Genomic DNA, 25,153 nt, shown 5'->3' with positions numbered 1-25,153 from the left:
TTAAGAATTGTAAAGTATTTATTCAAAAAACAAAAAAGAAAGATGATTACAGGAAAAAATTACGTGGGAAATACACTTAAAGCTAGCGGAGAAAAAACATTCAAAACATTTAATCCGCAGTTAGATAAGGAAAATCCTTGGGTTTTTACAGAGGCAACTCAAGAAGAAATAGAAGAAGCTGTTACGTTGGCCAATCAGGCATTTGGGATTTATAGAAATTGTTCCGGTCTTGAAAAAGCTAATTTTTTAAATGCTATTGCCGATGAAGTCTTAGCTTTAGGAGATAATTTGTTAGTACAGTATTGCAGTGAATCCGGATTTCCTATAGGTCGGGCAGAGGGGGAGCGAGGCAGAATGGTTGGTCAGTTGCGTTCGTTTGCTCAAATGCTTGCCGAAGGGAGCTGGGTTCAAGCTGCAATTGATACCGCAATAACAGACAGAGTTCCTGCTCCAAAAGAAGATTTGCGTAAAATGATGGTGCCATTAGGACCTGTTGTGGTTTTTGGATCAAGTAATTTTCCGTTTGCATTTTCAACAGCCGGAGGAGATACTGCTTCAGCTTTGGCGGCGGGATGTCCTGTAATTGTAAAAAGTCACTCGATGCATGTGGGAACTGGCGAAATGGTTGCTTCGGCAATTCTTAAAGCAGCAGAAAAAACAAATATGCCAAATGGAGTTTTCTCTAATCTTGTTGGTGGCGGAACAACTCTTGGTGCCAGTTTGGTGAAACATCCGTTGGTAAAAGCAGTTGGTTTTACAGGAAGTATTCGCGCCGGAAGAGCTTTATTTGATCTTGCAGCACAACGACCAGAACCAATTCCGGTTTTTGCTGAAATGGGGAGCGTAAATCCGGTAGTTTTATTACCAAAAGCATTAGAAATAAACAGTCAAAAATGGGCTTCGGCTTATGCAGGATCAATTACGCTTGGTGCGGGTCAGTTTTGTACTAATCCGGGATTGCTAATTGGGATTAAAGGAGCTGAATTAAATAAATTTTCAGAAGAATTGGCAAAAGCCATTGAAAAAATTGAACCATTTTGTATGTTGCATCCATCAATGAAAAATAGCTTTGAGGAAGGCGCAGCAACAATGGCTTCTCAAAATGGAGTTTCGAAAATTGCTGAATATAAAGGCGAAGTGGCTCCAAATTATGGATCTCAGAAGATTTTGACTGTTGATGGAAAAACTTTTTTAGAAAATAAAACATTAAGTCACGAAGTTTTTGGACCTTTTTCAATACTTGTACAATGTGATAATGAAGAGCAATTGCTGAAAATTATCAATGAATTGGAGGGACAATTGACGGGAACAATTATTGGAGAATCAGACGAATTAAAAGAATATAATACATTAATTGCGGCAATGCAAAACAGAGTTGGGCGCTTGATTTTTAATGGCGTTCCTACAGGAGTTGAAGTTTGTCCGGCAATGATTCACGGAGGACCTTATCCGGCTTCTTCTGATTCAAGATTTACTGCAGTTGGTATTCATGCTGTTTATCGTTGGGTGCGGCCATTTAGTTATCAAAATTGGCCAAATGAATTATTACCTTCGGAATTGCAGAATGAAAATCCATTGCAAATTTTAAGAACGCTAAATAATATTCAAACAAAATCTCAGATATAACAATGTCAAAGAAAACTTTTTTTTGTGTAGATGCACACACTTGCGGAAATCCTGTGAGAGTTGTAGCTGGCGGAGGACCAAATTTGGTAGGCGCTAATATGAGCGAAAAACGTCAGCATTTTTTAAAAGAATTTGATTGGATCCGAAAAGGATTGATGTTTGAACCTCGCGGTCACGATATGATGAGTGGGAGTATTTTATATCCGCCAAGTGATCCTGATAATGATTTTGGAATTTTATTTATCGAAACTTCGGGCTGTTTGCCAATGTGCGGTCACGGAACAATTGGTACGATTACGATAGCAATTGAAGAAGGTTTGATCACGCCTAAAGTACCCGGAAAAATAAAAATGGAAGCTCCGGCAGGTTTGGTAAATATTGAATACCAACAAACTTTAGGCAAGGTAGATTGGGTACGTTTGACCAATGTAAAATCATATTTAGCAGCAGAAGGTTTAACTATTGATTGTCCTGAATTGGGTGAGATTACTTTTGATGTGGCTTATGGCGGGAATTATTATGCGATTGTAGATCCGCAGAAGAATTTCTCAGGAATTCAGGATTTTACTGCCAGCAAAATTATTCAGTTTAGTCAGGAAGTGCGCAAGCGAATCAACGAGAAATATCTGGATTATTTTATACATCCACAAAATGATACGATTCGCGATGTGAGTCATATGTTATGGACTGGCGAACCGCTTGATCCAAGTTCATCAGGAAGAAATGCGGTTTTTTATGGAGACAAAGCCATAGACCGTTCGCCTTGCGGCACAGGAACTTCGGCAAGAATTGCACAATTACACGCAAAAGGAAAACTTAAAGTAGGTGAAGATTTTATTCACGAAAGTTATATTGGCAGCAAATTTATTGGCAGAGTTGTAGAAGAAACTTCTATTGGCGAAATTTCTGCAATTGTACCAAGTATTCAGGGCTGGGCAAAAGTATATGGTTATAATACGATCATGATCGACGAATCAGATGATCCGTATGCGCATGGTTTTCAGGTGATTTAAAAACTAATAAAAATTTTAATTCATTGAAGGAAGAAATACTAACTTCTTTCAATGAATTTTTTAATTCTGTCTAAATGAAAAAAGTAAGTATAATTGGAGGAGGAATAATTGGTCTGTGTTCAGCCTATTATCTTGCTAAAGAAGGGTATGAGGTGGCTATTTTTGATCAATCTGCGATGGATGATGGCTGTTCTTACGGAAACGCAGGAATGATTGTTCCGTCGCATATAATTCCGTTGGCGCAACCCGGGATGATTGCACAGGGAATGAAATGGATGTTTAATAGTCAAAGTCCGTTTTACGTAAAACCCAGATTAGATGTTGATTTAATCAAATGGGGATTGCAATTTTACAGACATGCAAACGCAAAACATGTAGAAAAAGCGATGCCTGCTTTGCGAGATTTATCTTTGTTGAGTAAGGAATTATATCAGGATTTTGCCAAAAATAATAATTCATTTTTCTACGAAGAAAAAGGACTTTTGATGTTATATAAAACAGAAAAAACTGGTCACGAAATGTTTCTTGAAGGAAGAGAAGCAGAAAAAATGGGTTTAAAAGTCGATTATCTTTCGGCAGAAGCGGTTGCAAAATTAGAGAATGGAACAAAAACAGATGTTCAGGGCGGAGTTCATTATACCGGAGATGCACATTTGTATCCTCAAAAATTTCTACAATTTATAAAAAAGGAATTAGAACAATTAAAAGTCGAAATTCATCCGGCAACAATGGTTCAGGATTTTGTTTTTGAGAATAATAAAATTACAAAAGTCATAACTAATAAAGGTGCATTTGCTACAGACGAAGTAGTTTTAGCGGCAGGTTCATGGAGTCCTTTATTGGCGAAAAAAACAGGAATTTCGATTTCGATTTTACCGGGAAAAGGATATAGTTTTACTTTGAAAGATAAAAATCATAAGCCATCAATTCCTTCTATTTTGTGTGAAGGAAAAGTGGCTGTAACGCCAATGAATAATGATATTCGTTTTGGTGGTACAATGGAAATCACGCACACAGCAGATACGAAAATCAATAAAAACAGATTGCAGGGAATTGTCAATAGTATAAACGAGTTTTATCCTGAAATGAAAATCAATATGCCTGAAGAACAAGAAACCTGGTTTGGATTCAGACCGTGTACGCCTTCTGGTATGCCGATTATTTCACGAGCAGAAAAAGTTGTAAATTTGACTTTCGCAACCGGACACGCCATGATGGGTTTAAGTCTTGCACCGGCAACAGGAAAAGTAATTACCGAGATAATTTCGGGTAAAACGACTTCTGTTGATACTAAAATGTTTCAATTATAAAAGATGAGATACGATTCAATTCCAGTTTCTTTGTTTGAGAATAACCGAAAAAGGTTTATCGAAAAGATGCAAAATAATAGTTTGGCAATTCTAACATCAAATGATGTAATGCCTAATAATGCTGATGATGTAATGGGTTTTGCACAAAATAATGATTTGTTTTATTTGTCAGGAATTGAACAGGACGAAACTATTTTAGTACTTTATCCAGATGCTTTTAAAGAAGATAATCGCGCCATTTTATTTGTAAAAGAAGTTACGGAAATGACTTTGATTTGGGATGGAGATTTTTTGACCAAAGAAAAAGTTTCGGCTATTTCAGGAATTAAAAATGTAAAATGGATTCATGAATTCGAAAAGACAATTCAACTTTTTGCATTTGAAGCAGATGTGATTTATTTAGGACATAATGAGCACATTAAAAGAATAACTTCGGAAATGAATACGCGTCAGGATCGAATGATTCAATGGTGTAAACAAAAATATCCGTTGCATCAATACGAGCGTGTTGCCAAAATTACAAGAGAACTTCGACCGGTAAAATCTGTTGAAGAAATTGACTTGATGAAAAAAGCAGTTTCTATAAGTGTAAAAGGATTTGAAGGACTTTTGAAAGCTGTAAAACCTGGAGTAAAAGAATACGAATTAGAAGCTGAACTGGCATATCATTATATTAAAAACGGAGGAAATCGTCATGCATTCAAACCAATTATAGCTTCTGGGAAAAATGCCTGCGCGCTTCATTATAATACCAATGATTCAGTTTGTCAGGAAGGTGAAATGGTTTTGGTAGATTTTGGTGTTTGTTATGCTAATTATAATTCAGATATTACACGTTGTGTTCCGGTAAACGGAAAATTTTCAGCACGTCAGAAAGAAATTTATGAATCGGTTTTGTATTGTTTGAAAGAAGGATCGAAATTTTTGAAACCGGGAGTTTTGTCGAAAGATTACGAATTGCAAATGGCAAGTCTGATCGAAGCAGAATTAGTTAAGCTAAAATTAATTACGCTGGAAGATATCGCTTCTCAAGATCCTCAAAATCCGGCATACAAAAAATATTTCATGCACGGAACAGCGCATTTTTTAGGACTTGATGTTCATGATGTTGGTTTGTATTCAAAACCTTTCGAAAAAGGAATGGTTCTGACTTGTGAACCCGGAATTTATATTCGCGAAGAAGGAATTGGCTGCCGATTAGAAAATGATTACTTATTGACCGAAAATGGAAATATCAATTTATCTGAAGAAATACCAATCGAAATTACAGAAATAGAACAGCTAATTAACACCAAATAAACATGATTAAAAAACAATTTTTATTACTACTTTTTATTTGCTCAGGAATCTTTGCTCAAACCGGCATTGATATTAATGAGTTAAAATGGTTACCTAATTCACATTCTTTTTGGGTGAATTCTGACCGTAATGTTTTAGTTTATGATGTTGATAAATTAAATCAAAGTACTACGGTTTTAACGGATCAGCAATTAAAAAATGCAGGTTTTAATGGAGAAGTTGAAGATTTGGTTTGGAATCAGAATAAGACAAAAGTTCTGGTTTATACCAATTCAAAAATGGTTTGGAGAGCTAAAACGAAAGGCGATTATTGGTTTTTTGATTTAGCTACCGGAAAAGGAAGAAAACTGGGAGGCAACTTAGAAGAATCCTCTTTGATGTTTGCTAAATTTTCAAAGGATAACGAAAATGTTGCTTATGTTTCTAAACACAATATTTATTTGGAGAATCTGGCTTCGGGCAAAATTACTCCTTTAACAACCGATGGAACTGACAAGGTAATCAACGGAACTTTTGATTGGGTTTATGAAGAAGAACTTGCGGCTCGCGATGGATTTCGTTGGAGTCCTGACGGAAAAAGTATTGCTTTTTGGCGTGTTGATGCTTCGGAGACAAAATTCCATTTAATGATTAATAATACAGATGCTTTGTATCCATTTGTAGTTCCTGTAGAATATCCTAAAGCGGGAGAAAAACCATCTTCTGTAAAAATTGGGGTTATTGATATTACTTCTTTAAAAACAAATTGGCTGGATATTCCGGGTGAACCTGATAATAATTATTTGGCTCGTATGGAATGGGTTACCAAAGATGCCGTAATGGTGATTCAGTTGAACAGATATCAAAATCAGGCTTCAATCTATAATTGCAATGCACAATCCGGAAAAGCAAATTTAATCTATCAGGAAAAGTCACCGGAGTGGATTGATGTTTTTGATATTTCTTCGGGGATCTACGATGGTTTTCCGTGTCAATTTGTAGACAACGGAAAAGCTTTTTTATGGAGTTCTGATGCTGATGGCTGGATGCATATTTATAAAATAAGCAGCGACGGAAAAAAGAAAGAGTTAGTTACTAAAGGAAATTATGATGCGTATTATCAGGCTTATAATGATAAGACAAAATCTATTTATTATATCTCAAGTCCTAAAGATGCAACGCAAAGATATTTGTATGAAACGAATTTAAAGTCAGGAAAAACTCAAAGAATTACTCCTGAAATATTTGAAGGAACGAATTTGTATAAATTTTCTACTGATGGATCATATGCAAAACATATGAATATGAACATCAATCGAGATATAAATATCCGTTTAGTTTCGTTATCTGATCATAAAAAAATATTGCCAAAAGAAGCAGATGTTTTTACAAAACCAAATCGTAATTTTTCTTTGGAAAAGTTTAAAGTAACAACGGTTGATGGTGTCGAAATGGACGGAATTATGGCTAAGCCACTAGATTTTGATCCAGCAAAAAAGTATCCATTATTCTTTTATGTTTATGGAGAACCAATGGCTTGTGTTGCAAATGATATGCCTTATCTTAATGAATTTATTGATTTACTGATTCCGGAAGGATACATAGGAATTGCAATGGACAATAGAGGAACTCCATCTTTGAAAGGAACAAAATGGAGAAAGTCTATTTATAAAAACATGGGAATTATAAATACTCGCGATCAGGCGATGGCTGCAAAAGAAATTCTAAAATGGAATTTTATTGATGCTGACAGAGTTGCTGTTCATGGTTGGAGCGGCGGTGGAGCTGTGACGTTGAATTTAATGTTTCAATATCCTGATATTTACAAAACAGGTGTAGCTATTTCGGCAGTTACAGATCAGCATTTTTATGATAATATCTACACAGAGCGTTATATGGGATTGCCAAGCGAGAACGAAGCAACTTATATTAAGGCTTCGCCGGTAACATACGCTAAGAATTTGAAAGGAAATTTACTTTACATTCATGGAACTGGTGATGATAATGTACATTATAAAAATGCTGAGGTTTTGATTAATGAATTTATAAAATACGATAGAATGTTCAATTTAATGATCTATCCAAATCGTTCACATTCTATCTATGAAGGCGAAGGAACTACAAAACATTTAGTAGATACTTTTATAAAATTCATATATGAGAAATCTCCTCCGGGAGCAAAATAAAATTCAAAAATTAGATTTAAAAAAGGGAGAGTTTCTGTAAAAAGAAGTTCTCCTTTTTTTGTTTTGAGAGGAATTTAACCGCAAAGTTCGCAAAGCTTTGTGTTGATCTAGCTTTGCGAACTTTGTGTTTTCTATGCATAAAGTAAAATTAAATCTTAGCGCGCTTTGCGGTTAAAATGAATTAGTAGACGGTAAATATTTTAAGTTATAAAGAAGGTTGATTTTTGAGGATAAGATAATACATATGAAAATGAGAAATGTGTAATTAAAGGGTAATATAATAGGTTTTTGTGGTAATATATTGTCATTGGAATTGTCAAAAAAGCAAAATATTTGCCAATACTAATTATAAAACCATTTTATGAAATTTAAGTTTTTTCAAAGAAAAACGGTGGTACTTTTTTTTGTACTGCTAGCACAATTTGCGCTCGCACAAGAGCGGGTTGTATCGGGAATTGTTTCAGATAATGCAGGAATGCCTTTGCCGGGTGCGAGTGTATTGATTAAGGGAACAAAGACGGGAACTCAAACAGATTTTGACGGAAAATATTCGATTAAAGCAAGTTCAAATTCTGTACTGATATTTAATTATATTGGGATGAAAACTCAGGAAATAACAGCTGTAAACACTACTGTAAATGTAGTTATGGCTGGAGGCTCAGAGCAACTTCAGGAAATTGTTGTAACGGCTTTGGGTGTTAAAAGAGAAAAGAAATCTCTGGGATATGCCACTCAGGAAATTAAAGGAGAAGACTTGACAAAAGTAAATACTGGTAACGTAGCCAATTCAATTTCAGGGAAAATTGCCGGTGTACAAATCAGACGTAATAATAATATTGGAGGTTCTACCAATGTAATTATTCGTGGTACAACTTCATTAACAGGTAACAATCAGGCATTGTGGATTGTAGACGGAATTCCGTTAAACAATGATAATACTAATAGTGCCGATCAAAAAAGCGGTGGTAATGTTGGTGGATACGATTATGGAAACGCTGCTGCGGATATTAATCCGGATGATATCGAAACAATGAACGTTTTAAAAGGTTCGGCGGCTTCTGCTTTGTACGGTTCAAGAGCTTCAAACGGAGTTATTTTGGTTACCCTTAAAAAAGGAAGTAAATCAAAAGGTGGTTTGGGAGTAACTTTTAGCTCTGGAATTACTGTTGGTGTAGTCGATAAAAAGACATTACCGGAATATCAAAATCAATATGGCGGGGGTTATGGAGATTTTTATGGTACCGTAAATTTAGGAAGCGGCGTGCATCCTTATGCTGCTACCGATGATGCTTCTTGGGGACCAAAATTTGATCCTAATTTATTAGTTTACAATTGGAAATCATTTTATCCTCAGTTACCAGGTTATGGAAAAGCAACTCCTTGGACAGCGGTACAGGAAAACCCAAATAGTTTTTATCAAAAGAGTGTGACGTACATAAATAATGTTGCAGTTGCGGGATCTAATGAAAATGGTGATTTCAGATTTGGATATACGAATTATAATATGGATCAGGGAATTTTGCCAAATAGCGATAATCGCAAGGATAATTTTAATTTCTCTGCAAGTTATAATTTAAAGCCTAAAACTAAAATTTCGGCTTCAGCCAATTACTTAAAGGCGAATGCAAAAGGAATGAATGAAACAGGTTATGGTGACGGAGGAAATAATTTTTTAAGCAGTATTAGACAATGGTATTCAACAAGTGTAGATTTTAAGGATTTAAGAGATGCTTATAATCTAACGGGAGAAAACACAACATGGAGTGTCGCTGGTCCAACTGATTTGGCTATTCAGTTTCATGATAATCCATACTTTCAGAGGTATAATAATTACAACACTTTAGCTCGTGATCGTTTCTTTGGAAACGTAAATTTAACTACACAAGTAAATGATTGGTTTGATATTACAGGAAAAGGTGCTGTAGATTATTACCACCAATTGCAAGAAGAGCGTATTGCTGTGGGATCAAAAAGAACTCCAAATGCGCTAGGGCAGTATACTAGATATGATAAAACTTTTAGAGAGGTCAATTTTGATTTAATTTTAAGTTTTAAGACTGGAATTACCGATGGAATCAAATTTAACGGAATGGTTGGGGCAAACTCAAGACGTTCAATTAGTAATTCGATATATGCAGCTACAAATGGAGGATTGGTAGTACCGGGAATTTATGCTTTGAATAATTCTATTGATAAAATAAACAGTCCGGGAGAATCTCAGACAACTTTGGGAACAAATAGTATTTATGCCAATGCAAGTTTTAATTTTTTAGATACTTATTTCTTAGAAGGTAGTTATCGTGTAGACCAATCATCGACATTGCCAAAGGATAATAATACATATTCTTATCCTTCTATTACGGGAACATATATCTTTAGTAATCACATTAAAACCAATTGGCTTTCTTTTGGAAAATTACGTTTGAATTATGCTGAAACAGGAAATGATGCTCCTTTTGCAGTGACTTCGGCAACATATCCTAAAGGGGATAATTTTGGTCCTGACGGAATTCGTTTTTCTACAGAAAACAGTAAAAGTAACTCAAACTTAAAAAGTGAGTTGACCAAAGGTTTTGAAGCGGGTATTGAATTTAAATTGTTTAAAAACAGATTAGGTTTTGATTTTTCTTACTACAAATCAAATACTACAAATCAGATTCTTTCTATCGAAACGCCATCACAAACCGGATATACTAGAGCTTGGATAAATGCCGGAGATGTTCAGAATAAAGGATTTGAGGTAACTATGAATGTAATTCCGGTGAAAACTGAAAATTTCTCTTGGGAAGTAAAAGTAAACTGGTCAACGAACAAAAATGAGGTAATTTCATTAGGAGGAGCTGACAGAATTTCGTTAGGATCTTTTCAAGGTGTAGGTTATGTTGCTGAGGTTGGAAAACCTGTTGGACAACTTATAGGATCAGGATTTACCTATTTAAACGGACAAAAAGTAATTCGTTCAAACGGAAGATATTTACAAACTGCCGGAGCAACTATTGGTGACGTGAATCCAGATTGGATTGGGGGTGTAAATAACGCTTTGACGTATAAAAACTTCACATTTAATTTCTTAATAGATGTCAAAAAAGGTGGAGATGTTTACTCATTAGATCAACGTTTTGGTCACACTACCGGAATCTATGAAAGTACAGTATCAAATAACCATTTAGGACATCCACAGAGAGATCCTATTGCAAATGGTGGAGGAATTTTATTGCCGGGTGTAAAAGAAGACGGAACTCCAAACGATAAAATTGTAAGTGTTGAAGGTTCAAACGGATATTCTTTTTATAACTCAATGCCGGAACAGCAATATGTTTATGATGCGTCTTATGTAAAATTACGTGAGGTTGGATTAAGCTATAGATTGCCTTCAAAATTTCTTGCAAAGACTTTTATTAGCAATATGATTTTTGCTATTAACGGATCTAATTTATGGATCATAAGTAAAAATTTACCATATGCAGATCCGGAAGCGGGACTTTCTTCAGGAAATCTTCAAGGTTTTCAAACCGGAGTTTTGCCTACATCAAAGGAGTATAACTTTAACATGAAAGTTCAATTCTAAAAACAAACAAAATGAAAATAGTAAAAACAATATTTTTTGCAGGAGCCATTTTACTTTCGATTGCTTCATGTGACAATGTAGACGATTTAAATCAGGATAAAAAGGCATATACGACCGTTTTACCAAGTGCTTTGATGACAAATGCTCAGGTTAATTATGCTTATTTCCTAAATAATGCTTCTGTAAATGACAACAATTTTAGAGGATATGCACAATATTGGACAACTTCAACCTATACAGATGAGGTAAATTACAATCAGGAAAGAAGGAATTTAGGAAATTCTCATTCGGTGATATTGTATAGAGATGTTTTGCAGGATTTGTTAAACGCCGAAAAAAAAATTAAAGCAAAAGAAGCTTTAGGTCCGGTTGATATTGCAATTAAGAAGAATAGAATTTCGATTCTTGAAGTTCAAATAGTGATGGCATATCAAACGCTTGTCGATTTGTTTGGAAATGTTCCTTACACTGAAGCTTTGGATATTGTGGCGCATCCACTTCCTAAATATGATGATGGAAAAACTATTTATTTGGATTTGGCATCGCGTTTAGATGCTGCAATTGCAGATATGGATGTGAGTAAAGAAAGTTTTGGCAAAGCCGATTTAATATACAAAGGTGATGTAAACAACTGGAAAATATTAGCCAATAGTGTGAAACTAAAATTAGGATTACACCTTGCTGATATTGAACCTGTAAAAGCCAAAACTATTATCGAAAGTGCTTATAATTCCGGAGTTATGACAAATGAAAGCCAAACGGCATTGTTCCAATATTTTTCATCAACTATCGATATGAATCCTTTGTATAATTCTTTGGTTAATGAAAGCCAAATTATGCCTACAGAGTTTTTTGTTAATGAATTGAATGCCAAAGAAGATCCAAGACGTGATGTTTTCTTTAATCCGGAGTCTAAGAAAGCTGGTGTTTACAAAGGAGCGCCATATGCTAAACAGGTGACTTATGGTGATTTTTCGAATGTGGGGCCAGAGCTAAAAGAGAAAACAAATCCGGGAGTTATTTTTGACTATACAGAAACATGTTTCTTGTTGGCAGATGCAGCAAACAGAGGATTTTCTGTAGGAGGAACGGCAGAAGATTATTATAAAAAAGGAATTTTGGCAAGCATGAATTTCTGGGGTGTTGCAAGTGGTGATGCGCAAGCTTATCTTGATAGAACCGATGTTGCTTTTGCAACTGCAACAGGAACAGCCAAACAAAAAATAGCATACCAACTTTGGATTGCTTATTACAATAGAGGATTTGAAGCTTGGACCGAATATAGAAGATTAGATTACCCTGTTTTGCAAGCGCCTTCAACGGCAGTTGATGCTGCCGAAGGAAAGGTTCCGGTTCGTAATATTTATTCGCTTTTTGATAAAACGCTGAATAAAAATAATTATGAAGCTGCTGCTACTGCTATTGGCGGAGATTTAATGACAACAAAAATATTTTGGGACAAATTTTAATTTGAGTTAGTTTTATGTTTTTGAAACCGGGAGATCTTTAATTAGATTTTCCGGTTTTTTTGTTTTTTTACCGCAATGAGCGCGAAGGTTTACGCAAGGTTCGCAAAGTTTTTAATAAAAAGCTTTGCGAACTTTGCGTTTTTGTTTCATTGCGCTCTTTGCGGTTAAATTAGGAAGATTACAATTTTTGCAGGTTTGCTGTTTGTGTATGTTTAGTAAAATGACAATTTATGTATTATATGTATATTTTATTGTGTTTATTTTTTTAAAGTGTGTTTTTTTAAAGTTAAAAAGATGTTAATTATGTATTATTTTTAATTAAGATAGTATCAGGAAAATAGTACATATGTAGGTAATTTTGGTGGCAACAATTTAACCTAAAACTATTATGAAAATAAGATTACTAATGTTATTACTGGTTTTCTCGGCAGGGAAAATTAGTGCGCAGGGACTTCCTTGCCGGACAACCGAAGAAAACGCCAAAGTGTATCGGGCCAACCCAAATTCACTTCAGGAGAAAAAAGATTTTGACAATTTTACAAAGAATTTTACGCTTCAGCGAAAAAGTAAAACTTCAAAAACAGCAGCAGTTACGTATACAATTCCAGTAGTTTTTCACATTTACGGAGATGTGCAAAGTGGTAAAACAATTACTTATGAAAAAATCGTAAATCATTTGGCACAATTAAATGATGACTTCAACGGAAGAAACGCAGATTTTCAAACCGTTGAGCCGTTTTTTCAAGCAAGAAGAGGAACAATAAACATCGAATTTAAACTTGCCAAAAAAGATCCAAATGGTGGTTGTACAACTGGTGTAGTTTTTCATACTGCTAAAAACGGTTATGGAAACGGCGGTGGCTACGATGATCAGATTGCTGCAGACGCCTGGGACAATAAAAAGTACATGAACGTTTATATTCAGAATGATTTGTATAATGACGGTGCTTTAAACAATTCAGGAGTTGCATGGTATCCGGATTCAGGCATGACAGCAAGTAATACAGCGCGTGTTGTTTTTAATGGAGCTTATCTTTACGACAACTCTTATAGCAAAGAATTTTCAGCAACCTTAACACATGAGTTTGGACACTTTCTAAATTTAATTCACACTTTTGAAGGAGGCTGTACTGGAACTGATGAAGTTGTAGATACTCCACCGGAAGATGGTTTGCATACTTTGGCTTGTACGCCTGGAACGAATTGTAGCGGAGACAAAGTAAATTTCGAAAACTACATGGGATATAATGGTGCACAAGGCTGTTATAAAATGTATACTCAAGGACAAATCGACAGAATGTTGGCCGCATTGCAACATCCTGCGAGAATCACACTTTGGCAACCCCAAAATTTAATAGACACAGGAGTAAATTCAACAGAAAGTAGTTTAGTTGCCAGTGTAACCACATTAAAAGAAACAGTTGTAAACGATGGAGCTTTCAATACGCCATCAATTGTTACGCTAAGTGCTGGTAAAACATTTGCTTTAAGCTCAGGAACAATGACTGCAGGAACACATTTTACTCACACTTTTCCAGCAGGTATAACTCCGGTAGTTACAGTAAATTCAAACGGGCAATTAACAGTAACGCTAACAGGAAAAGCGGTTAATCACGCCGCAGCACAAAATACAACAGCCGGAATTACATTTTTACCCGCTGCTTTTACCGGAGGAACAACAGGATTATCTTGTACATCTTTATTTTTCAATTTGAAATTTACAGATCCGTACGGGATATTTTTTGTTGATATGCCTAATATAAATATCTCTTCGAGTTTAACCTGGAAAGCTTTTGATATTGCAAAAGGAGATGATCCTTCTTTTGGAGCTTGGCGTTATGTTGCCAATGCATTAAAAATTGAAACTTACGGTAAGAAGTTAGCATGCGAAACAGGAACCAGAAATATTTCGCTACTAGCACAAAATGTAGCAGTTGGTCCGGCAAGCAATATGACAGCGCCGGGTGCATATCCTAACCAATTAGACTTAAGAACCCCAACTTATACTACTTGGGAAGGGAAATCCGGATACGTAGGTTTTGAATATCAAATAGAAGGACAAACTTGTTACGGATGGTTCAAAGTTGATGTTGCAGCGGGTGGAGATGCTTTTACCGTTTCAGAATATGCTTATAACACGCAGCCAAATGCACCAATTTATACAGGAATGTCTAATAAAACTGCGGTAACATTATCTGATAGTGTTTTGTATGAAGCAGAAGCAAATGATGGAGGCGTTACAAGTACCAGTATAATTACATTGTCTACCAATAATGGAACATTTACTAAAAGTACAGGAACCTTTACAGCAGGAACTGATTATACAATAACGGGAGTTCCTTCGGGATTAACAGCTGTATTAACGCTTCAGGCGAATAATAAAGTTGCAGTATCTTTTACAGGAAAAGCAACTGCACATCTTCCTGCAAATGATGCTTCTGTGGTTATTACTTTGAAAGATGCTGCTGTAACAGGTGGAATTTCAACTCTTGATAGTTCAACAAAAACTATTAATTTGAAATTTGATTCGCCTTACGGAGTTTTCTATGTTAATAATCCTGATTATGTTGCTTCGGCAGCACAAACATGGCAATATTTTAATTTAGCAATTGGAGACAATACAGAATATGGAGCTTGGCAATTTGCGGCTGCAGCTTTAAAAATTGAAACTTATGGTAAAAGATTAGTTTGCCAAACCGGAACAAGAAATATTACTTTGATTAATCAAGGAACTTCAATAGGCGCTTCAAGTAGTTTTATAGCTCCTGGAGCTGCGTATCCGGATCAGTTAGATTTGAGAACAGCAACTTACACAGCTTGGGACAATCAAACAGGATATGTTGGTTTTGAATATACAAGCAGAGGACGTACTTGTTACGGTTGGATGCATATTAAAGTAGAAGCTGGAGGAGTTGGTTACAGTGTTTTGGATTATGCTTATAATACAAAACCGAATGAATCAATTTTGGCAGGAACTCAAACTCCTGTAACAGTTTTGGCTCCAACAAGTTTAACAGCGACTGCTAATAATGCTAATTTAGAAGTGCAATTGACGTGGGTTAATAATGCGACAAATGCTACTAACGTTGTAGTCGAAAGAGCAGGGACCGATAATGTTTTTGCTGAAATAACAACATTACCAAGTACAGCGCTAACGTATACAAATACAGGTTTAACAGCCGGAAATACTTATAAATACAGAGTTCGTGCAAAAGCCAATGCCATTTATTCTACTTATTCTAATGAAGTTTCTGCAACGATAACAGCTAATTCAGCTTATTGTACTACTCAAGCAGATAATAAATATGAATATATCAACTTTGTAACTATCGGAAGTTTTAATAATGCTTCGGGTAAAAATACAGGAGGTTACGCTGATTATACTTCCAAAACAATTACAGTATCGCCAAGTGCGCCTACAAACGTAAGTTTAACAGCTGGTTTCTCCGGTGATGCTTATACAGAGTTTTGGGGAATCTGGATCGATTATAACAAAAATAATATTTTTGAAGCTTCAGAAAAAGTAATTGACGGAATTTCTTCGAATGGAACTGCAACCGGAAGTTTTACTGCAACTGCATTTACAGGATCAACAAGAATGCGTATTGTTATGAAATATTATTCAAATCCATCTGCTTGCGGTAATATTACCGACGGAGAAGTAGAAGATTATACCGTAGTTTCAGGAACAGTTACAAACCCAAACCCAACGACATTGGCTACGCCGGTTGCGGGTAATTCAGGAGTTTATTCATCAGGATTTTACAGTTCATGGACTACAGTTGCGAATGCTACGAGTTATGAAGTGCAATTAAATAACGCAACTACGGGCTGGACAACATTTGGAACTTCGTCAACCTATTATTTATGGATTCCAAAACAAGGAACGCAAACCGTTTATCAATTTAGAGTAAGAGCAAAAAATGCTACCGAATCAAGCGATTGGAGCAATCCATTGACAATTGATTTGCAAAGCGGAAGTGCAGGACCAGATCAAATCGATTTTACAAAGTCATTTGCAATGTATCCTAATCCGGCTTCAGATGTAGTGAATTTTAGTTTCAAAAACCTAAATGCATCAACTACTAAAATAACGATTTATGATAGTACAGGAAATTTAATAGATGTTTTACAAAGCAATGTAACTTCTTATCCTGTAAATCATCTTAGAAAAGGAATTTACATTGTAATAGCAACAGATGGAAGTTTTACTGAAAACAAAAAGTTATTAATTAAGTAATTATAATTTGGTTATAAGAAGAAAAGGGGAAACTATAAATAGTTTCCCCTTTTTGTTTAAATATTATGCTAATCAAGAGTTGAAATGTGCCGTTAGGCACTCAATATTGGTAGAAAATATGGATAGAAAAAAAAACAGCGTGCCGTAGGTACGCAACAAAACGATATAATTGCGTACCTACGGCACGCCAACTAATTTCAAATCTAATGGCTACCAATATTGAGTGCCTAACGGCACAAATTGCAAACTTTCCCCCTTCTTTTTGTTTTTATTTAGAATAAAAAATTAATTCACATCAATACCAAATGGATTTTCAATGCTATGCATAGGAGTTGTAAACCATTTTGGACCTTCTGATGTCATATAAAAATGATCTTCATGACGAATTCCAAATTGTCCCGGAATACAAATCATAGGTTCATTACTCACAACCATTCCTTCTTCTAAAACTGTAGAATTTCCTCTCACAAGATATGGAAATTCATGAATGTCTAATCCTGTTCCGTGACCCACACGATGAGGTAACCCCGGAAGTTCATAATCAGGACTTAAGCCTCCTTCGGCAATTACTTTTCGGGCAGCGTCATCCACAGATCCACAAGTAGCACCTATTTGTGCTGTATCAAAAGCTGCTTTTTGAGCCGCTTTCTCTAAGTTCCAAATTTTTATATGTGCTTCAGTTGGAGTTCCGTATATGTAAGTTCGCGTGATATCAGATAAATAACCTTCTAAGCGACATCCTGTATCAATTAATACAACATCATTATCTTTTAAATCCTGCGGAACAGTAACGCCGTGTGGATATTGAGAATCATCGGCAAACAGAACAATACAAAAGTATGAGCCAGACGGAATTCCTGCTTTAATGTGTGCTCGATTTATAAAATCAACAACCGTTTCTGCTTTTATTCCCGGATGCAAAATACGTGCTGCAGCGCGTTGTACAACCATCGTGATTTCTTTTGCTTGCTGAATAATTGCAATTTCATTTTCTGATTTTTGCATACGACATCCAGCAGTAATAGCTTGTGCAGTCTCAAATTCATAAGCTGAATTAGCCTTGATTATTCCGTCAACTAAAAAATAGCCCGCAGATTCGTCTAAAGCAATTTTTCCTGAAGTGATGTTTTTATCCTGAAGTATTTTTCCAAACAAAACAGAGGGAGATTCGTGCTCTTCCCAACAATTAAGTTTACCGTCTATTTGTTTGTATTTTTTAAAAGTCCCTTCTTCAAATTTAGGAACAATGTATTCCAGACTTCCATCTTCAAACAAGATTCCGCCAACCATTCTTTCAGAAGCATTCCATTTAGTTCCTGTAAAATAATATAAATTGGTTCCTGCATTTAAGTATAATGCCTTAAAACCGGCTTTTTTAATAAGAGACACTGCTTTTTGAATACGTGTTTGGTATTCTTCCGGCTGAATGGCTTTTACATTCAGTGTCATGTTTTGTATTTTTTCCAGTTCTGTATTTACGTTAGATCCGCCAACTCCAATAGTCATCTTTTTTGTTTTAAGGTTAATGATTCAAGTTCATTTCAAAATTAAGATATTATTTCTGTATAGTTTTATTTTAACTTTAATCAGATAAAATAAAACAATTTAAGGGTAATATAATATCATATTTAGATTTGTATTGCCTGTATTTTTAGAAACTCAATTAAATATCAAAAAATGCAAAAAATACAAAAATCATTAGTATTACTTTGTTTCGTTCTGATGTCCTGTTTTGGGTCAGCACAAACAACTTCAAATTTACATCAAAAGCTTGTTGAATTATTTCCGAAAGCTGAAATTACCGTTATCGAAAACTTAGAAGGTTACTCAGAATCTTATCAATTGATTTTGGATGAACCATTAGATCATAAAAATCCTCAAAAAGGAACCTTCAAACATTATGTTTATCTCTCTCATCTTGATTTTAATAAACCAATGGTTATTGAAACTCATGGTTATAATACAGGTAATATTAAAAGTGAAGTAAGTAAATTATTAAATGCAAATCAAATTGCAGTTGAGTATCGTTTTTACGGAAAGTCACGTCCGGAACCTCTTCCGTGGGAATATTTGACAAACGATCAGGCTATTGCCGATTATCATGATATTGTAACGAAACTAAAGAAAATATATTCCGGTAAATGGATCTCAACCGGAATAAGTAAAGGTGGAGAAACAGCATTGATTTACAAATCAAAATATCCAAATGATGTTGATGTTGCAATGCCTTATGTAGCGCCATTGATTAATACACAGGAAGATCCCAGAACAATAAATCACGACAGAACGGTTGGAACGCCAGAATGCAGAGCAAAAATCACAGCATTTCAAAGAGCCGTTTTAGAAAATAGAGAAGCTGTTTTAAGAGAATTTACTCAATACGCTGAAGCTAAAAAAATGACATTTGCTGAAGTTCCATTTAATGAATCTTTGGAATATGCCGTTTTAGAATTTCCTTTTTCTTTCTGGCAATGGGGAGGAAAATGTGAAGATATTCCGCCAGTTACAACGACTCCAAAAGAATTATTTAATTATCTAAATGATATAGTAGGAATGGGGACTTACAATGATAAAAACTATTTTAATTATCTCCCGTCATATTATCAGCATTTGAGCGAATTAGGATATTATGGATTTGATTTAACTCCGGTTGCTGATTTATTGCAAGTTGTAAAAAGCTCTTCAAATGATCGATTTGCACCCAAAGATGTTGCTATAAAGTACAACCCGAAATACATTAAAAAAGTTAGAAAATATGTTGAAAACAAAGGTGATAAGATTCTATATATCTACGGAGGTTATGATACCTGGTTTTCTTGTTCTCCAACACCAAATCCTAAATTAGATGCATTGAAAATGGTTCTTCCAACCGGAAGTCACTCGACAAGAGTTAAAAATTTTCCTGAAAAAGATCAAAAGTTAATTATGGAAACGTTAAACCAATGGTTAGGAATAAAATCGTTAGAAGATAATTAGAAATTCCTGTAAAGTTTTAACTGCAAAGAACGCAAGGTATAAAACGCAAAGTTCGCAAAGCTTTTATTGATCTAGCTTTGCGAACTTTGTGTTTTCTATTTGTAAAGTAAGATTAAATCTTCGCGTACTTTGCGGTTAAATAATTTAAACCAGTAGCTTTTGTGTCTTCAAATAATCCACAGCAAATTTACCTTCATTAAAAAGTAAATCTAAAACACTTAGATTATTTATAAAACCATGTTTATCATCAAAAACCTGAGTATATTTTTCGAATGAATTAAGGTCTTTTTTTCCGTTTGCCAAAACTCTAAAATCAGAGATGTTTTCTACTTCGTGAAAATATTCTGTAGTTTTATTAAACTCTAGTTTCATGCGCATACATTTGATTGTAATGTCTAAAACTTCAAAGTTTAAATCCATCAAAAATTTATGTTCCTTTTCGAATACCGGACGAATATCATCTTCAAAAAATTCAAAAAAAGGAGAACTTCTATAAGCAGCTTCCAGAGATTTGAAATGTTGTTTTTGCCAGTCAAATTCATTTTCAATTAATACATCTTTTGTTTTTTGATGTAATGTTTTAGAATGTTTCACCGGAATATTCAACAACTGAATCCCATTTGGACTATAAATATAAGTACGATTTCGATTCGTCTGTTTCTGAAAATTATCTTCCGTTTCAAACGTAATATTTTCAGATTGAGCCATAACTGCAAAGTGGCTTATCGAAGGAAAATAGGTAGGAAGTATTAAAGAGTTCATTTTGTCTAAAGTTTTAAAGTCAAAAGTCAAAAGTCATAAAAACAAGTTTTGAGCTTGACTTTATGACTTTAGACTTTTAAACGTTTGACTATTTTTTTTATGCTTTATTTTCTTTTCTTTTTCTCCAGAAGAAATCTCCAACGAAGTAAAGAGCAAGAATAATCAGGAAATATTTAAAATAAGATTGTGGTTGTCCTTCACCATCAACAGTTGTAAATACTCTGTTCCAACGAACTTTGTTAATTCCTTTTCCGTTAGTGTCCCAGCTCATCCAGATAAAAACAGGTTTACCTACGATATGATCTTCAGGAACGTAACCCCAATAACGGCTATCTTCAGAGTTATGACGATTGTCTCCCATCATCCAATAGTAGTTTTGTTTGAAGGTATAAGTTGTTGCTGGTTTTCCGTTTATGATAAATTTTGAACCGTCCAATTGCAACGTGTTTCCTTCGTAATTTGTAATGATTTCTTTGTAAAAAGGCAAAGATTCATTATTCAAGGCAACAGTTTTTCCTGCTTCAGGAATGTAAATCGGACCAAAATTATCCTGATTCCACTTGTTGATATGAGGGAAAATTGAATTGTCGTTTCCTTTTTGAATTTGTCTTATTACGCCAGTTACACCAGGAGTATTTTTGAATCTCTCAGCACTTGCTTCTGTTAAGGCTCTAAAGTAAAGAGTATCTCTTTTTTGCTCATCTTTAAAATAAGCACCATCAGTAATGTCTAATTCTTTTAGTAAAGATTCAAAATCTACAGGAGTTTTTCCGTCTAAAGCAATTGCATAAGAATATTGTGGTTTAGCACGCTCCGGTAAAACTAATTTTTTTCCGTTAATAAAAACAAATCCATCTTTGATAGACAAGCTATCTCCAGGAATACCAACACATCTTTTTACGTAATTTGATTTTTTGTCTATTGGTTTTATAACGCCAGGTCTTCCTTTTGGCTCATAAAAATAATGTACAGTATCAACCGGCCAGTTAAAAACAACAATGTCAGTTCGTTTAATCTTTTCTAAAGCAGGCAATCTAAAGTAAGGCAATTGTGGCCAGCTTAAATATGATTTACGTTTCATTAACGGTATAGAGTCATGAACCATTGGTAATGCAATAGTTGTCATTGGTACTCTTGGACCATAATTTACTTTACTAACAAATAAAAAGTCACCAATTAATAATGATTTTTCTAAAGATGAAGTAGGAATTGTATAAGGTTGTACTACATAAGTATGTACTAATGTTGCTACGATAATAGCAAAAAGTAAAGAGCTTACAGTATCTGCCGCTTTATTTTCTGAAGTTAATGTACGATTAGCATTGTATTCTAATTTTTGAGTATAGCTAACGTAATAGATATAAAAACCAAAAGTAAAAATACCTAATACAGTATCTAAAGTAGATTTTTTCCCAAAGGTTCTTAAAGTTTCAACCCAAACAACAGGAAACATAATCAAGTTGATAATCGGAATGAAAAGTAAAATTGTCCACCATGTTGGTCGGCCAATTATTTTCATTAAAACAATTGAATTATAAACCGGAACGGCTGCTTCCCATGGTTTTCTTCCTGCTGCAACATATAATTTCCAGGTTCCTATGAAGTGAATAATCTGAACTGCTAAGAAAAAAACAAACCAAAGATATAGAGTCATGATATTTTGTTTAAAGTTTTTAGTATTAAGGTTTTATTTTGAATTTTACCTTAATGCTTAAATCTGTTTATTTTAAGTTTAATACGTCTTTCATGTTATAAATACCAGTTTTACCGGCAAGCCATTCTGCAGCGATAACGGCGCCAAGAGCAAAACCTTCGCGATTGTGAGCAGTATGTTTTAATTCGATGCTGTCTACAATTGAATCATATGTTACGGTATGAGTTCCCGGAACATCACCAATTCTTTTTGCTTCGATATGAATTTCGTTGTTTTTTGCTTCTTCTAAAGTCCAGTTAGCATAATTACTGTGTTCAATAACGCCTTTGGCTAATGAAATAGCTGTTCCGCTTGGAGCATCTAATTTTTGTGTGTGATGAATTTCTTCCATCGTAACTTTATAAGAATCAAATTGTGCCATGATTTTGGCTAAATATTCATTTAATTCGAAGAAGATATTTACGCCTAAGCTAAAGTTTGAACTTGAGATAAAACCTCCTTGTTTTTCATTACAAAGTGCTACCATTTCATCAAAATGTTCTAACCAGCCCGTTGTACCTGAAACCACAGGAACATTAGCGTGAAAACAATTTGATATGTTGTCTACAGCAGCAGTAGGAACGCTAAAATCGATAGCAACGTCAGCAGTAGAAAGTCCGTCGTATGTGTTGTTTTCGTCTTTTTTTAAGACAATTTCATGACCTCTTTCTAAAGCAATTCTTTCGATTACTTTTCCCATTTTTCCGTATCCTAAAAGCGCAATTTTCATTTTGTGTATTTTTTAGTTTTTAAATAGAAACAAAAGTTATTTAAAAACGATAATTAAAAGTTAGTCCAACGTTTGGTTTGAAAGTTACATCTGCCGGATAGATTTCCGGACGCATTGATAGTCTTTCGTTTACATTGAATTGAATTAAAGCAGCATCAACGTTGGCGTCAATAATGTTCAAAACATAAAAGGCAACAACAAACAAAGCAGATAAGTCACGATTTCGTTGATAGAATTTTTGTCCGGCAATAAGTCGGCTGTCATCTAAAAACTTGTAATTATCGTCATTGTAGCCTTCTAATCTTCGTTTGTAGGCATCGCGATAATCGTGGTATTTTTTGTTGTTATCAATATAAAAGTATAAACTGGTACCTATTGCTCCATAAACAAGAGGAATTTTCCAGTACTTTTTATTGTAGGCTTGACCTAAACCAGGCAAGATTGCAGAGTAAAACGCTGCTTTTGCCGGTGTAAGAGGATCTATTTCTTCTAACTTGGTAGTGTCTTTAGCGACCAAAACCGTTTCTTCTTTTGCCTGAGCAAAAAGAGAGACGGTTCCTATGAGAAAGAACAATAGACTTATGGGGACAATCTTATTCACTATCCGTTTATTAATTTTATAATTCTATTAAAGTCAGCTTCAGAATTAAAAGGAATTGTGATTTTTCCTTTTCCATTTCCAGCGACTTTTACATCAACTTTCGCTCCAAAATAATCATTGAAAGAGTTTTTTTGCGTTTCTCTAACTACAAATGAAGAATCAGGTTTAGCTTTTCCTTCTTCTTTTGGTTTTAAACTTTCGTGATAATTTTTTACTAAAGTCTCTGTCTCACGAACAGATAAATTTTGACTTACTATTTTTTGATAGATATCTGTTTGAATATCTAAATCTTCAATATTGATAATCGCTCTACCGTGACCCATGCTGATAAAACCATCACGAATACCAGTTTGAATAATTGGATCTAATTTTAAAAGACGCAAATAGTTAGCAATTGTAGAACGTTTTTTTCCAACGCGTTCACTCATTTGTTCCTGCGTTAATTGAATTTCGTCAATTAAACGTTGGTATGAAAGAGCAATCTCGATTGGATCTAAGTCATGACGCTGAATATTTTCAACCAAAGCCATAACCAAAGACTCATTATCATTGGCAATACGAATGTAAGCCGGAACATGAGTTAAGCCAACTAAAGTCGAAGCACGCAAACGACGCTCTCCAGAAATTAATTGGTATTTGTTGAAGTCTAATTTTCGAACAGTTATAGGTTGAATTACGCCAAGTTCTTTAATAGAAGTAGCTAATTCACGTAATGATTCTTCATTAAAATTGCTTCTAGGCTGAAACGGATTTATTTCGATAGCACTTATTTCAAGCTCTATGATATTTCCAACAACCTTGTCAGCATTTTTATCTTCTACTGATACAATGTCGTTTTCCGGATCTTTTAATAATGCTGATAATCCTCTTCCTAAGGCTTGTTTTTTAATTGCTTTTGTCATAAAAACTATTTACTGTTTTTCTTTATAATTTCTTGAGCTAAATTAATGTAATTAACTGCTCCTTTGCTGGTTGCGTCATAATTAATGATGCTTTCACCAAAACTTGGAGCTTCACTTAATTTTACATTTCGCTGAATTACGGTATCAAAAACCATATCGTTAAAGTGTTTTTGAACCTCTTCAACAACCTGATTTGATAAACGCAATCTTGAATCGTACATCGTTAGCAATAATCCTTCGATGTCAAGATCAGGATTGTGTATTTTTTGAATACTTTTTATCGTGTTCAATAATTTTCCAAGACCTTCAAGAGCGAAATATTCACATTGAATTGGAATAACTACAGAATCAGCAGCAGTCAAAGCATTCAAGGTTAATAAACCTAAAGAAGGTGCACAGTCGATAATGATATAATCATATTCGTCTTTTACACTTTCCAATGCTTTTTTCAGCATATACTCTCTATTTTCTTTATCAACCAATTCGATTTCAATGGCAACAAGGTCAATATGAGCAGGAATCACATCAACATTTGGCGCTGAACATTTAACAACGGTTTCTTTTGGTGTATGACTGTGTTCAAGTATTTGGTAGGTTCCAATCTCAACAGATTCAACGTCAATCCCAAGGCCAGATGTAGCATTTGCTTGAGGATCAGCATCTATCAATAATACTTTCTTTTCTAAAACACCTAATGAGGCCGCAAGATTTACAGATGTAGTAGTCTTTCCAACGCCTCCTTTTTGATTAGCAATCGCAATGATTTTGCCCATTTATTTTCTAAATTTTGAACCGTAAA

16 protein-coding genes are annotated in these 25,153 nt (G+C 34.6%); 9 read left to right on the top strand and 7 right to left on the bottom strand.

From position 1 onward, the window contains the following. The first annotated feature begins 42 nt into the window (after positions 1-42). The 8 genes from CLU81_RS08360 (at position 43) to CLU81_RS08325 (ending at position 16,690) form a co-directional block, all read left to right on the top strand. The gene (locus CLU81_RS08360) at positions 43-1,626 is read left to right on the top strand and encodes an aldehyde dehydrogenase (NADP(+)) (RefSeq protein ID WP_099709399.1); all 1,584 of its coding nucleotides are present in this window, start codon (positions 43-45) and stop codon (positions 1,624-1,626) included. Positions 1,627-1,628: 2 nt separating this feature from the next. Next, on the top strand, positions 1,629-2,639 hold the full coding sequence (locus CLU81_RS08355; protein WP_099709398.1) for a 4-hydroxyproline epimerase: 1,011 nt from the start codon (positions 1,629-1,631) through the stop codon (positions 2,637-2,639). 74 nt (positions 2,640-2,713) lie between these two features. After that, positions 2,714-3,949 carry an FAD-binding oxidoreductase gene (locus CLU81_RS08350; RefSeq protein ID WP_099709397.1) on the top strand — a complete coding sequence of 412 codons (1,236 nt, stop codon included), beginning with the start codon at positions 2,714-2,716 and terminating at the stop codon, positions 3,947-3,949. Positions 3,950-3,952: 3 nt separating this feature from the next. Beyond that, complete coding sequence (locus tag CLU81_RS08345) at positions 3,953-5,248, top strand: aminopeptidase P family protein (protein WP_099709396.1); 1,296 nt, start codon at positions 3,953-3,955, stop codon at positions 5,246-5,248. Positions 5,249-5,250: 2 nt separating this feature from the next. Next, on the top strand, positions 5,251-7,413 hold the full coding sequence (locus tag CLU81_RS08340) for a DPP IV N-terminal domain-containing protein (RefSeq protein WP_099709395.1): 2,163 nt from the start codon (positions 5,251-5,253) through the stop codon (positions 7,411-7,413). Positions 7,414-7,774: 361 nt separating this feature from the next. Next, positions 7,775-10,981, top strand: coding sequence for a SusC/RagA family TonB-linked outer membrane protein (locus CLU81_RS08335; protein ID WP_099709394.1), 3,207 nt, complete (start codon positions 7,775-7,777; stop codon positions 10,979-10,981). Between the two features lie 11 nt (positions 10,982-10,992). Then, positions 10,993-12,450 (top strand): SusD/RagB family nutrient-binding outer membrane lipoprotein, encoded by a 1,458-nt coding sequence (locus tag CLU81_RS08330; protein ID WP_099709393.1) that lies wholly within the window; start codon positions 10,993-10,995, stop codon positions 12,448-12,450. Between the two features lie 388 nt (positions 12,451-12,838). Beyond that, entirely contained in the window at positions 12,839-16,690 is a 3,852-nt protein-coding gene (locus CLU81_RS08325) for a M43 family zinc metalloprotease (protein ID WP_099709392.1), read from the top strand. Between the two features lie 285 nt (positions 16,691-16,975). Here the strand turns inward: CLU81_RS08325 and CLU81_RS08320 are convergent, their stop codons facing one another. Next, a complete protein-coding gene (locus CLU81_RS08320) occupies positions 16,976-18,196 on the bottom strand; it encodes a Xaa-Pro peptidase family protein (protein ID WP_099709391.1) in 1,221 nt (406 codons plus the stop codon). Positions 18,197-18,367: 171 nt separating this feature from the next. On the opposite strand from CLU81_RS08320, the gene CLU81_RS08315 reads away from it, so the two are divergent. Beyond that, positions 18,368-19,666: a S28 family serine protease gene (locus CLU81_RS08315; RefSeq protein ID WP_099709390.1), complete on the top strand. Its 1,299-nt coding sequence runs from the start codon at positions 18,368-18,370 to the stop codon at positions 19,664-19,666. Between the two features lie 144 nt (positions 19,667-19,810). Here the strand turns inward: CLU81_RS08315 and CLU81_RS08310 are convergent, their stop codons facing one another. The 6 genes from CLU81_RS08310 to CLU81_RS08285 form a co-directional block, all read right to left on the bottom strand. Continuing rightward, a complete protein-coding gene (locus CLU81_RS08310; protein WP_099709389.1) occupies positions 19,811-20,428 on the bottom strand; it encodes a WbqC family protein in 618 nt (205 codons plus the stop codon). A gap of 97 nt (positions 20,429-20,525) precedes the next feature. Beyond that, positions 20,526-22,082 carry a signal peptidase I gene (gene lepB / locus CLU81_RS08305; protein WP_099709388.1) on the bottom strand — a complete coding sequence of 519 codons (1,557 nt, stop codon included), beginning with the start codon at positions 22,080-22,082 and terminating at the stop codon, positions 20,526-20,528. A 67-nt stretch (positions 22,083-22,149) separates the two neighbouring features. Beyond that, complete coding sequence (gene dapB, locus CLU81_RS08300) at positions 22,150-22,851, bottom strand: 4-hydroxy-tetrahydrodipicolinate reductase (RefSeq protein WP_099709387.1); 702 nt, start codon at positions 22,849-22,851, stop codon at positions 22,150-22,152. Between the two features lie 40 nt (positions 22,852-22,891). Beyond that, on the bottom strand, positions 22,892-23,452 hold the full coding sequence (locus CLU81_RS08295) for a DUF5683 domain-containing protein (RefSeq protein ID WP_099709386.1): 561 nt from the start codon (positions 23,450-23,452) through the stop codon (positions 22,892-22,894). Next, a complete protein-coding gene (locus CLU81_RS08290; RefSeq protein WP_099709385.1) occupies positions 23,452-24,354 on the bottom strand; it encodes a ParB/RepB/Spo0J family partition protein in 903 nt (300 codons plus the stop codon). The genes CLU81_RS08295 and CLU81_RS08290 overlap by 1 nt, the downstream gene beginning before the upstream one ends. Positions 24,355-24,359: 5 nt before the next feature. After that, a complete protein-coding gene (locus tag CLU81_RS08285) occupies positions 24,360-25,127 on the bottom strand; it encodes a ParA family protein (RefSeq protein WP_042566029.1) in 768 nt (255 codons plus the stop codon). Positions 25,128-25,153 lie beyond the last annotated feature (26 nt).

Source organism: Flavobacterium sp. 9 (assembly GCF_002754195.1).
In the GTDB taxonomy this organism is placed as follows: domain Bacteria; phylum Bacteroidota; class Bacteroidia; order Flavobacteriales; family Flavobacteriaceae; genus Flavobacterium.
The sequence above is the reverse complement of the archived record's forward strand: the minus strand, read 5'-3'. Positions and strand labels throughout refer to the sequence as shown.

Coding starts and splice junctions, on each gene's coding strand:
- CLU81_RS08360 (WP_099709399.1), top strand. CDS start 43: ATGATTACAGGAAAAAATTACGTGGGAAATACACTTAAAGCTAGCGGA.
- CLU81_RS08355 (WP_099709398.1), top strand. CDS start 1,629: ATGTCAAAGAAAACTTTTTTTTGTGTAGATGCACACACTTGCGGAAAT.
- CLU81_RS08350 (WP_099709397.1), top strand. CDS start 2,714: ATGAAAAAAGTAAGTATAATTGGAGGAGGAATAATTGGTCTGTGTTCA.
- CLU81_RS08345 (WP_099709396.1), top strand. CDS start 3,953: ATGAGATACGATTCAATTCCAGTTTCTTTGTTTGAGAATAACCGAAAA.
- CLU81_RS08340 (WP_099709395.1), top strand. CDS start 5,251: ATGATTAAAAAACAATTTTTATTACTACTTTTTATTTGCTCAGGAATC.
- CLU81_RS08335 (WP_099709394.1), top strand. CDS start 7,775: ATGAAATTTAAGTTTTTTCAAAGAAAAACGGTGGTACTTTTTTTTGTA.
- CLU81_RS08330 (WP_099709393.1), top strand. CDS start 10,993: ATGAAAATAGTAAAAACAATATTTTTTGCAGGAGCCATTTTACTTTCG.
- CLU81_RS08325 (WP_099709392.1), top strand. CDS start 12,839: ATGAAAATAAGATTACTAATGTTATTACTGGTTTTCTCGGCAGGGAAA.
- CLU81_RS08320 (WP_099709391.1), bottom strand. CDS start 18,196: ATGACTATTGGAGTTGGCGGATCTAACGTAAATACAGAACTGGAAAAA.
- CLU81_RS08315 (WP_099709390.1), top strand. CDS start 18,368: ATGCAAAAAATACAAAAATCATTAGTATTACTTTGTTTCGTTCTGATG.
- CLU81_RS08310 (WP_099709389.1), bottom strand. CDS start 20,428: ATGAACTCTTTAATACTTCCTACCTATTTTCCTTCGATAAGCCACTTT.
- lepB (WP_099709388.1), bottom strand. CDS start 22,082: ATGACTCTATATCTTTGGTTTGTTTTTTTCTTAGCAGTTCAGATTATT.
- dapB (WP_099709387.1), bottom strand. CDS start 22,851: ATGAAAATTGCGCTTTTAGGATACGGAAAAATGGGAAAAGTAATCGAA.
- CLU81_RS08290 (WP_099709385.1), bottom strand. CDS start 24,354: ATGACAAAAGCAATTAAAAAACAAGCCTTAGGAAGAGGATTATCAGCA.
- CLU81_RS08285 (WP_042566029.1), bottom strand. CDS start 25,127: ATGGGCAAAATCATTGCGATTGCTAATCAAAAAGGAGGCGTTGGAAAG.